The sequence below is a fragment of the Stackebrandtia sp. genome (assembly GCF_035643755.1).
Classification (GTDB): domain Bacteria; phylum Actinomycetota; class Actinomycetes; order Mycobacteriales; family Micromonosporaceae; genus Stackebrandtia.
In genome coordinates, this window is sequence record NZ_DASQPW010000154.1 from 1 (window position 1) to 9,385 (window position 9,385).

Annotated in this window: 10 protein-coding genes and 1 pseudogene; 7 read left to right on the forward strand and 4 right to left on the reverse strand. The window is 66.9% G+C overall.

Annotated elements, in window-relative coordinates; all coding sequences use genetic code 11:
• Positions 1 to 309: 309 nt before the first annotated feature.
• The 3 genes and pseudogenes from VE172_RS11650 to VE172_RS11660 all read left to right on the forward strand — a co-directional run.
• A pseudogene (locus VE172_RS11650) lies at positions 310 to 1,989 on the forward strand (ATP-dependent helicase); the annotation flags it as partial.
• A gap of 201 nt (positions 1,990 to 2,190) precedes the next feature.
• Complete coding sequence (locus VE172_RS11655) at positions 2,191 to 2,463, forward strand: hypothetical protein (protein WP_324801525.1); 273 nt, start codon at positions 2,191 to 2,193, stop codon at positions 2,461 to 2,463.
• Between the two features lie 103 nt (positions 2,464 to 2,566).
• On the forward strand, positions 2,567 to 3,478 hold the full coding sequence (locus VE172_RS11660; protein WP_324801528.1) for a hypothetical protein: 912 nt from the start codon (positions 2,567 to 2,569) through the stop codon (positions 3,476 to 3,478).
• A gap of 28 nt (positions 3,479 to 3,506) precedes the next feature.
• On the opposite strand, the gene VE172_RS11665 is transcribed toward VE172_RS11660, so the two are convergent.
• Together VE172_RS11665 and VE172_RS11670 are read right to left on the reverse strand one after the other, a co-directional pair.
• The gene (locus tag VE172_RS11665) at positions 3,507 to 4,325 is read right to left on the reverse strand and encodes a class I SAM-dependent methyltransferase (protein ID WP_324801531.1); all 819 of its coding nucleotides are present in this window, start codon (positions 4,323 to 4,325) and stop codon (positions 3,507 to 3,509) included.
• A gap of 18 nt (positions 4,326 to 4,343) precedes the next feature.
• A complete protein-coding gene (locus tag VE172_RS11670) occupies positions 4,344 to 4,856 on the reverse strand; it encodes a methyltransferase family protein (protein WP_324801533.1) in 513 nt (170 codons plus the stop codon).
• A gap of 70 nt (positions 4,857 to 4,926) precedes the next feature.
• Here VE172_RS11670 and VE172_RS11675 point away from each other — a divergent pair, with 70 nt between their 5' ends.
• From VE172_RS11675 to VE172_RS11685, 3 genes are all read left to right on the forward strand, one after another.
• Positions 4,927 to 5,250 carry a hypothetical protein gene (locus VE172_RS11675; RefSeq protein WP_324801536.1) on the forward strand — a complete coding sequence of 108 codons (324 nt, stop codon included), beginning with the start codon at positions 4,927 to 4,929 and terminating at the stop codon, positions 5,248 to 5,250.
• Between the two features lie 213 nt (positions 5,251 to 5,463).
• Positions 5,464 to 6,045, forward strand: coding sequence for a hypothetical protein (locus VE172_RS11680; RefSeq protein WP_324801538.1), 582 nt, complete (start codon positions 5,464 to 5,466; stop codon positions 6,043 to 6,045).
• Between the two features lie 66 nt (positions 6,046 to 6,111).
• Positions 6,112 to 6,444, forward strand: coding sequence for a YnfA family protein (locus VE172_RS11685; RefSeq protein ID WP_324801541.1), 333 nt, complete (start codon positions 6,112 to 6,114; stop codon positions 6,442 to 6,444).
• 9 nt (positions 6,445 to 6,453) lie between these two features.
• Here the strand turns inward: VE172_RS11685 and VE172_RS11690 are convergent, their stop codons facing one another.
• Entirely contained in the window at positions 6,454 to 7,740 is a 1,287-nt protein-coding gene (locus VE172_RS11690) for a pentapeptide repeat-containing protein (RefSeq protein WP_324801544.1), read from the reverse strand.
• Positions 7,741 to 7,903: 163 nt separating this feature from the next.
• The gene (locus tag VE172_RS11695; RefSeq protein ID WP_324801547.1) at positions 7,904 to 8,401 is read right to left on the reverse strand and encodes a hypothetical protein; all 498 of its coding nucleotides are present in this window, start codon (positions 8,399 to 8,401) and stop codon (positions 7,904 to 7,906) included.
• 218 nt (positions 8,402 to 8,619) lie between these two features.
• On the opposite strand from VE172_RS11695, the gene VE172_RS11700 reads away from it, so the two are divergent.
• Complete coding sequence (locus VE172_RS11700) at positions 8,620 to 9,186, forward strand: dihydrofolate reductase family protein (protein ID WP_324801550.1); 567 nt, start codon at positions 8,620 to 8,622, stop codon at positions 9,184 to 9,186.
• The last annotated feature ends 199 nt before the right edge of the window (positions 9,187 to 9,385 follow it).

Here is a 9,385-nt window from a genome sequence, read left to right on the forward strand (position 1 = left end):
CAGCGCGGTGAGGCGGACGTGGAACGAAGCGGCTCCGTGACGTCGGACGCGGGACGGCCCGACGTCGACGGGGAGACGCTGGTGGACAACGCTTCCGCGGTGCCCGACGCGGGAGAAAGCACCGAGCCCGCGGCCGTGGCGAATGCTTCGGGCGTCACCGTCCCTTCTACCCGCGGGTCCGATGGGGACGCTTCGGGAGTCACTGGGCTAGCTGCCCGTGAGCCCGATGGAGATGTTGCGGCCGTGGGAGATGCCTCGGGCGTCACCGTCCCCGCTGCCCGCAGGATGGCTGCGAAAACCAACGCGGACGGAATCCTGGGCCGCCTCGATCCCGACCAGCGCGCCGCCGCCTCCGTTCCGAGTGGACCCCTGCTGATCATCGCGGGTCCTGGCACGGGCAAGACCCGCACCCTTACCCACCGCATCGCCCACCTGGTGTCCGAGCGCGGCGTCGATCCAGGCGAGATCCTCGCCATCACCTTCACCCGCCGCGCCGCCGCCGAGATGGCCGAGCGACTGTCCACACTCGCGTCACAGCACGCCGAGGCCCTCACCGTCACCACCTTCCACTCCCTGGGCCTGCGCGTCCTGCGCGAGCAGCACGCCCTGGCGGGACTGCCGCGCGACTTCTCGATCGCCGACCCCGAGCGCCAACTCGCCGTGGCCATCGAGTCCACGGGCGACCCCGCCGAGGCCAAGCGCCTGCTCGCCGAGGGCCGCCGCGACGGCGCCCCCCAGTTCGCCGCCTACCTCGCCGCCCTGCACGACCACGGCCTGGTCGACCTCGACGACCTCATCGCGCTGCCCGTCGCCCTGCTCGACGAACACCCCGACCTGGCCGCCGCCTACCGCGACCGCTGGCGCTGGGTCTTCGTCGACGAGTACCAGGACATCGACGACACCCAGTACCGCCTGCTTCGCCTTTTGGCCCCCGCCAACGGAAACCTCACCGCCATCGGCGACCCCGACCAGGCTATCTACCGTTTCCGCGGCGCCGACGTCGGCTTCTTCCTGCGCTTCGAACAGGACTACACCGACGCCGCCGTCACCCAGCTGTCCCGCAACTACCGCTCGGGCGCCACCATTCTGGAGGGCGCCGTCCAACTCGTCGCACCCACCACATTGGTCACCGACCGCCGCCTCGACCCCGCGGGCGGCCTCCCCGACCTCCCCATCCGCGTCCACGGCGCCGCCAGCGAATCCGCCGAGGCGGCCTTCGTCGCCACCACCGTCGACCACCTGCTCGGCGGCGCCACCTTCACCTCCCGCGACGCCGCCTCCCACGACGCGTCCACCGAGCTGGGCTTCAACGACATCGCCGTCCTCTACCGCACCGACGGCCAGTCCCGCGCCATCGGCGAGGCCCTGACCCGCGCGGGCTTCCCGTACCAAAAGCGGTCCCACGACCGCCTGCGCGACCGACCGGGCGTCGCCGAACTGTTGAACGAACTGCGTTTCGCCGCCGACGCCCCCACCGTCCACAAGCGCCTCCTGCTGGCCGCCGACGCCCTGCGGTCCCGCGAGGGCGCCGATCCGTCCATCCTCGACAGCGCCGTCGACCTGCTCGCCCCGCTGGCCCTGCGCTGCGGCACCGACGCCGACCGCTTCCGCGACGAACTCAGCCTCGGCATCGAGGTCGACACCTGGGACCCCCGCGCCGACCGCATCACCCTGCTCACCCTGCACGCCTCCAAGGGCCTGGAGTTCCCCTGCGTGTTCGTCGTCGGCTGCGAGGACGGCCTACTTCCCTTGCGCTGGGGCGAAACCAGCGACGAGGAGATCGCCGAGGAACGCCGCCTGCTGTTCGTCGGCATGACCCGCGCCCAACGCCACCTCTACCTCAGCCACGCCGCCGAACGCTACCGCCACGGCACCACCCGCGCGGCCACTCGCTCGCCGTTCCTGTCCGATCTGGACCCCCGCCTCACCGAGACCATCGCGGCACCCAAGCCCAAGCGCCCCAAGGCGATCCAGCCGCGGCTGCTCTGAGAACCCGAGGTACCTTGTCGGCGACGTGACCAGTCCGGGCCGCGCCGTCCCAGGCTTGTGGACATGACTGCCCGCCAGTGGATCCGAGGTTGGGCCTGGGTCCTGTCCTCCATAGCGCTCATCGTCGCCATAGGACTGCTCTTGGTACCTCGGTCGGCCGTTTACTTTCGTGACGGCCACGCTCCGTATCACGTTGAAGCCGTGTATACCTCCGATTTGGAGGATTACATCATCTTCACCGACAGGGGCCAACCGTACGGGGATGGGGATGTGGTCAGACTTGGCTGCGGCACCGCGTTTACGACGGGCAAGGACGAATCCAACCGCTACTACCTCGAAGAGGACGGGCCGGCCGCTTGTGCGGAGCTGGAGAAGCCTCGACGCGTCGTTGGCCTGGTCCTCGCGGCCATCGGCGTCATCGGCCTGTTCGTCGCGACCAGACTGTTGCGGGTGCGTGAACCACAGAACTCGTGAGAGGCCGTCACTCGGCTGATCGGGCGGGCATGGCGCCGGGCGGGTGCGATGACGCTACGCTGTTCGAACTCCGACGCCCGACCGATGGGAACCCCCCGACGCCATGTCTTCTCATCCAAAGAAGAAGCGGCCCACCGCGGCCGCCTCGTCGCGGAACCGCAAGGGTAAGAAGCGGATCAACCTCGCCGTCGTGACCGCCATCGGGTTGGTCGCGCTGATCATCGGCGGCATAGTGGCCGCCGTGGTCACCCGAGACGGCGGAGACGACGATCTTTCGCCACCCGAGCTGTCCAGGTACGGGTCGGATACCTCCAAGGTGGACCCCTATCTCGACAAGGTCGGCGCCCAACTGCGAAAACGCAGCGTGTACGTCGACCCCGCGGTGATCGACGACGGCGCCCTTTCCGACGGCCAGGTCGCCGAACTCGAGCGCAAGGCCGCCGACGCGCCCGGGCCCCTGCGGATCGCCGTGCTGCCCGTGGAGCGACTCGAGGCGCCCTTCGACGACGACGGCATCGAATACGAGTCCCCGCCCCTCAACCTCGCCTACGAACCGAGCGAGATGCTGAGCGTCATCGGCCAGAAGGTCGGCAAGCCGGGCACCTACGCGCTGATCATTCACGCCGGCAGCCCCGACAAGGGCCGCACCATGGTGGCGCACCCGTACTTGGGTGCCGAAACGGAAGACAGCGACGTCGACGGGGTCAACAACGCGTTGAAAGAGGTCCACGACTGTTGCACGCCCGATTATCACGACATGCTGGCGCGATTCATCGACGTCAGCGACGAGCGTCCGCTCGGCGGGTGGGCGATCTTCGGGCTGGTCGTCGGCGGCCTGGCCGCGGCCGTAGGGCTGCTGTACTGGTCGGCGCGCGGCCTCGGCTATTCCTTCTACTGGCCCGAATCCCGCTCGGGAGGGGGCGGCCACTCCGACCACCACCAGACCTCGGTGTACACGTCGTCGTCCGACAGCGGCTCCAGCGGTTCGGATTCGGGCGGTGGCTTCAGCTTCTAGCGGGGTCGCCGGACCCCCACGGGGAGACCTACGGCCTTTCCGCCGTGACGAAGTAATAGTCGACCCACCCGTTGCGGTAGATCTTCAACCAGTTGCGCGCCCACGAATCCGCGTACTCGGTCGTGGCGACCCACGCGTCCAGGCCCTCCCACACGTGCGGCCCGATCGACTCCACCCGCACATTCTCAAAGCCCGCCGCCCGCACGTCCTCGGCGAAGGCGTCGACCCGCACGAGCCGATCCACCCCGCTGGCGACGGTGGGAATCAACGACGCCACCCGATCGCGCCCCTCCCAGCTCGGCGCGAAGAACGTCACCAGCGCGAATCGCCCGCCGCCGCTCAACACCCGAAACGCCTCCCGCGCGAACCCCGCGTGGTCGTCGAAGTGTTGCGCCGCCTCGATCGAGTACACCGCGTCCACCGACCCCGCCTCGGCGGGCAGCGCGTCGGCCGCGCCCTGGCGAAACTCCAGCCGCCGCGGCGTCGCCGCCAGCAGCTCGGCGTTGCGCTTTTCGGCCCGCGCCAACTGGTCGGGAGACAGGTCCACCCCGACGATGCTGGCGGGCCCGAACTCCCTGAGCACGGTCGCGGCGCCGACGCCCAGCCCGCACCCGACCTCCAGCAGCCGATCCCCGCCGCCGACGCCGAGGCGCCGCATCGCCTGGCGGTACATCTCGGCCTGGGTGTCGGTGCGCTGCTCCGTCGTCAACGGTCCCTCGGGGTCGAGATCGTCGGGCCAGTAACCGTAGTTGATGAACCCGCCCGAGAAGACGGTCAGCGAGCTGAGGTCCTGGGACCCATACATTGTGGAGCGGCTGTCGTGGGTGTCGCGCGTCTCCTGCGTCATGTTCCCATTGTGGGGCACTCACCCGGGGTGCGGAGCGTTCCACGGCCGCAAACGCGGAATCCACGCGGGCACCGCCCGCCGATACCGACGAAACTCCTCGCCGAACAGCGACTCGAGTTTCGGCTCCTCGTACCACTTGACGAACGCCGCGGGCGGAACCCACATCGCCACCGTGTAGATCAGCATCCCCCAGTGCCCGAAGATCAGCGTCTGCCCCGCCATCGCCAGCAGCAGCGCCACATACATGGGGTTGCGGACGAAGCGATACCACCCGCCCACCACGAGATGCTCGGGCGGCGCGGCGGGCACGGGCGTCCCCGCGCCCTCGCGCACGAATCGCACGAAGGAGTCGATCACCACGACCGCGCCGACCAGCACGAACGCGATCCCGACCGCCCGCAGCGCCCACCACCATGCAGGGAAGCCCACCGACTCCCACCGCGTCAACAGCCACGGGATCAACCCCGCGACGGTGCAGGGCGCGACCAGGAAGAACACCGTGCTGCCCACGGCGGCGGCTGGTTTTCTCATAACCCCAGCGTGGCAAGGATTACCTCGAATGTCAACGCCCGTTGAAATAATCTCGGCATAGATTTATGGGATGAGCACCGACACCGAATGGGTGCCCGACGCCTGCACCCTCCCCACCGCCGAACAACCCCTGCGCATCGCCGCTTTCGGCGACCTCTTCGCCCACCACCTTCGCGACGGCGAACGCCTGTCGCCCACCAGGTTGCGCCTTGCCTTCGATCCCGACGCCCGCGCCGAGCTCGAAAACCTGCTCGCCGCCGAGTCCGACTGCTGCTCCTTCTTCGGCTTCACCATCGGCGACGACGCGGGCGACCTCCGCCTCGACATCGACGTCCCCGCCTCCCAAACCACCGTGCTCGACGGCCTCGCCGCCCAGGCGGGGATCACGGCCTAGTTCGAAAGCACGTCTCGTCGGTTCCATCGACTCTGGACGGTGGCCCCGCCGCGGGCTCTCATGGCCGGGAGTGTCCGAACTTCGGCGACGGTGATCGCTTCGCGGGCAGCATCGGGCCCAAAAGGGATCGAGACGTTGATAAATGGACAACACGATGGCGCCTGGCCTGGTGCCGACGCGGTGTGGTCGCGCCATGGGTCGCCTGGACAATTCGTGAAGTTGGCGGTTGCCGTCGTGCTTTGTGGACTGTTTGCCTGGGCGCCCATCTACGCACTGGTGTCTGGGGAGTACGACCTCAGCGACGGAGAAAGGGCCACCAATGTGGTGGTCGCCGTGGCGTTTTCGGCGTTCACCGTCCTGGGCGCCGCGCTCGTGGTCGCGCTGCCCTATCGCGCGCGAACCCGCCCCGCCGTGGCCATGGATCGCTTCGGCGTGTGGTGGGTGATCGAGCAGCGGGCCACTTTGGTGCCGTGGCACCAGATTCACGCCGTGGGAATCGGGTACATGCTGGGGCCCAGGATCGCGGTGGTGAGGCCCCGCAAGAACTTCGCGCTGGAGGTGTTTCCGCGTGACCCCGGCTTGCCTGGCCGCCCCGAGGGCGCACCGCTTCGGTTTTGGTGGCTAACGGAGGAGGCGCCTCGAGCAGGCGTGCCTCCGACGCGGCTTCGCTATGTGATGCCCGTTGCCATGCCTCGGCGCGGCTTCGAAAGACTCACCAAACACTATGCGCCGCACACCTGGATCGGCGTGTACCGACGTGCGTGGAAGCCGATCGGTTCGGTCATGGGTCGATGAGTCCGAGCCATCCCCAACGGCGTCACCATGACCCCCATCGCGGTTGCCCCGCGTAGCCTCCAGTGCGTGATCATCGCCCGCTCCATCGCCCTGTTCCTGCTGGCCGCCGTCGCCGAGATCGGCGGCGCCTGGCTGATCTGGCAGGGCTGGCGCGAGAGTCGCGGAGTCCTGTGGATCGCGGGCGGGATCATCGCGTTGGGGGCGTACGGGTTTGTGGCGACGTTCCAGCCCGACGCGCACTTTGGACGGATCCTGGCGGCGTACGGCGGGATCTTCGTGGCGGGCTCGCTGGCGTGGGGGATGGTCGTGGACGGGTACCGTCCAGACAGGTGGGACGTGATCGGGGCGGCGATCTGCCTGGTGGGGGTGGCGGTGATCATGTACGTGCCGAGGCATTGACGTCGACGGTCAGTCCTTCGTCGGCCCCACGGGGTCTGGAAGTATCAACCCCTCGGGTACCCCGTCGGGGAAATCGTCGAAGGACGGGGGAGATGTGTACGTGTTCGGAGTGCTCAAATCGACCGTGGCGCCCTTGAAGTGCGCGTATTTGAACCCGACCGAGGGAGACCTGAACGCCGCGTTGTGAAAGGTGACCCTGCCGTCCAGGAACTTCGCGCCAGCGAAGGTGACCGCCGCACCCGTGAACTCGGAGTTGTCGAACTGGACGCTGCTTCCCCCGAACCGCGTGGCTTCGAAGCCCACGGACCCCGCGCTGAAGTCCGAGTTGTCAAACCCCAGCTTCCCTCCTTGCAGCTGCGCGAAGTCAAAGGCGACTGTGCTTCCCGCGAACTCGGCGTTGGTAAGGGCCAGGAAGCCGCTGGTGAGCTCGGAGTTTCTGAAGTCCAGCAGCATGGCGCCGAAATGCCCTTCGTCGAACGAAACCGTGGCGCCACTGAACTTCGCGCCGCTGAAGTCGACGATGACATCACTGAATCGCGTGGCGCGGAAATCGACATGGCCGCTATCGAACGTCGCGTCGTTGAAGGTGACGAACCCACCGCTGAAGCTCGCGTCGTTGAAGCGAACCACTTTCCCCGTGAACCTCGCGCCGTCGAACTTCACCCAGCCGCCGATGATCCTCGCGCCCGACAAGTCTCCACCGTCGATGACGGCCCCCGTGAGATCGAAGATGTGCTCGTGCCAGGTATTGCCGTAGACGGGGACGGCGCGCAGCTTCCAACCAATCGTGTCCATGACGGCGCGTCGGACATGTCGATCCATTGATGCTTCGCGCTCGTTCCTCTCGTACTCGGCGACCTGCTGTGGTGTCGCACCCTCGGGAACGGGTTGTTCAGGCGGCGTATACGGCATCCTCATATAACCACATAGGACGTCGATGCAGTTCTGCCGACCTTCGTCCCAGTCGTCGGCGAGGCTCGCCATCGCGTACACGCCCGCCTGCCGCACCCCCGCTGTGGCGCTGTACAGCTGCTCCGAGGCGGTCACGTACCGCTCGTGAAAGTGCTTAGCGCGTTCCCGCTTCTCGGCCGCCTCGCTAAGCCGCTGCTTTCGGTACGCCACAACGAGAGCCACGGTCGCGCCGATTCCCGCAGTGATCGCCAGGGCCACCTTGATCAGCTCCAACCCTGCGGTGTCCCCGTTCAGTTTTGGCAGGCGCCCGTTGCCGAGCATGAACCAGATCAGCCAGGCCGCCCCCAGCGTCGTGACCGCCGCGATGGCCAGCATCAGCAGCACGTGCCCGAGCATCGACAACCCCGAAACCCAGGACCTCAACCACGAGGGGACCACCGTCCGCGTTCGCCTATCCGCCACGGCTTTCCCGCCGAGTGCCAGTTTCGCCATCACCTACCCATACCGATGCCCGAAGCCCCTGGCAACCACCTAAACGGCCAGACCTCTACTTTGGAAAGATCTTCCACGAGTTCGTGTGGGCGCAGGTCTTCAGCCCGTAGCCTTTCGCGGCCTTGGAGACGTCGTTGACGTAGTCGTCAACCTCGCCCGTCGACATGGCCAGGTACAGATCGCTGCCTGGTGGCAGGTTTTCCCACTCTCCCTTGAGCTTCTTCATGTACTTGATAAGCTCATCGATCTTCTTGATCCACTTTTTCGGCGGGGAGGTCTTCTCGGGGATCTCGAAGGCGTCGACCTGGTGAAGCAGGTTCTTGAGGGTCGATCGGCGCTGGGCGAGGCGCTTCAGGTCTTTGGCGGTCCCGAAGTTCTTTCCGTTGAACTTCAGCTCGTCACCGAATCGCGCGTTGACGCTGGCGCACGCCTGGTCGATATCGTCGATGTAGTCGTCTCTGGTCTGTGCGCACGCGGTCGCGGTGGTGAGTGTGACCAGGGTGAACAAGCCGAGCGCGAGGCGGGAAATCAAGGCCCGCAAGGGTGTGGGCATGGATCACATTGTCACGGCGTGCGCGTGGGACTGGTCTCGCTTGGGGCATGCGTAGCTGTCCGACAGCGCTCTATTCGCTTGTGGATGACGGCTCCATACGCCACCTCGGTAATGTGTCCTGGGTCACTATCCGCGGGGCGATGTCGAGGAGCGCCGATCGGCTCCGTCCTTGGGGTGAAGGGCCGCGAAGGACGCGGTCCCAAATACAGGAGTCAAAAGTGCGAAAGCTGATCGTTCAGCAATGGGTCACCGTCGACAACATCGCCGCCGAGGAAGACGGCGGGCTGAGCTTCGTTTCGGGAGAACCGTTCTCGGACAAGACAAACCCCGCGTTCAAGGAAAAGCTGATGGGCTTCGTCGACTCGGTCGACACGCTCATCCTCGGCGCCAACACCTACGCCCAGGCCAAGGACTACTGGCCGCACGCGGAAGACCAGGGCGAGTACGGCCAGAAGCTCAACAACCTCACCAAGATCGTCGCCTCGTCGAAGCTGGAGGACGCCCCCTGGGGCGACTTCCCCGCCGCGACCGTGACCAGCGACGCCGCCGCCACCATCCGAGAGCTCAAGGAGCAGGACGGCAAGGACATCTGGCTGTGGGGGAGCCTGAAACTCATGCGCTCCCTTCTGGAGGCGGGCGTCGTCGACGTCGTGCAGCTGCTGGTCTGCCCAGCCGTGCGCGGCAAGGGAACCCGCGTCTTCGAGGACAGCCAGGACCTGAAACTCATCGACGGCACGGGGTACGACAATGGCCTGGTGGTGCTGCGTTACGAGATCGTCAAGTAGGGCGCCAATACCAGACGGACAGCTCCGAGCTGTCCGTCTGGTCCGCGGTCGGGGCGGGCACGGACGATCGACAGCGACACGGGTACTAGCTCACTCGCACAGGCAAACCCACGGGCCCGAACATGCCCACCTCCGCGGTGAAGTCGTTAACCGTTGAGCACCAACGATTAACGACGCTTTGAGAGGCATACTTCGATGC

What these genes read in the sequence shown, in the direction of transcription:
- VE172_RS11660 (WP_324801528.1), top strand. Translation starts at nt 2,567, where the DNA reads ATGTCTTCTCATCCAAAGAAGAAGCGGCCCACCGCGGCCGCCTCGTCG.
- VE172_RS11665 (WP_324801531.1), bottom strand. Translation starts at nt 4,325, where the DNA reads ATGACGCAGGAGACGCGCGACACCCACGACAGCCGCTCCACAATGTAT.
- VE172_RS11670 (WP_324801533.1), bottom strand. Translation starts at nt 4,856, where the DNA reads ATGAGAAAACCAGCCGCCGCCGTGGGCAGCACGGTGTTCTTCCTGGTC.
- VE172_RS11675 (WP_324801536.1), top strand. Translation starts at nt 4,927, where the DNA reads ATGAGCACCGACACCGAATGGGTGCCCGACGCCTGCACCCTCCCCACC.
- VE172_RS11695 (WP_324801547.1), bottom strand. Translation starts at nt 8,401, where the DNA reads ATGCCCACACCCTTGCGGGCCTTGATTTCCCGCCTCGCGCTCGGCTTG.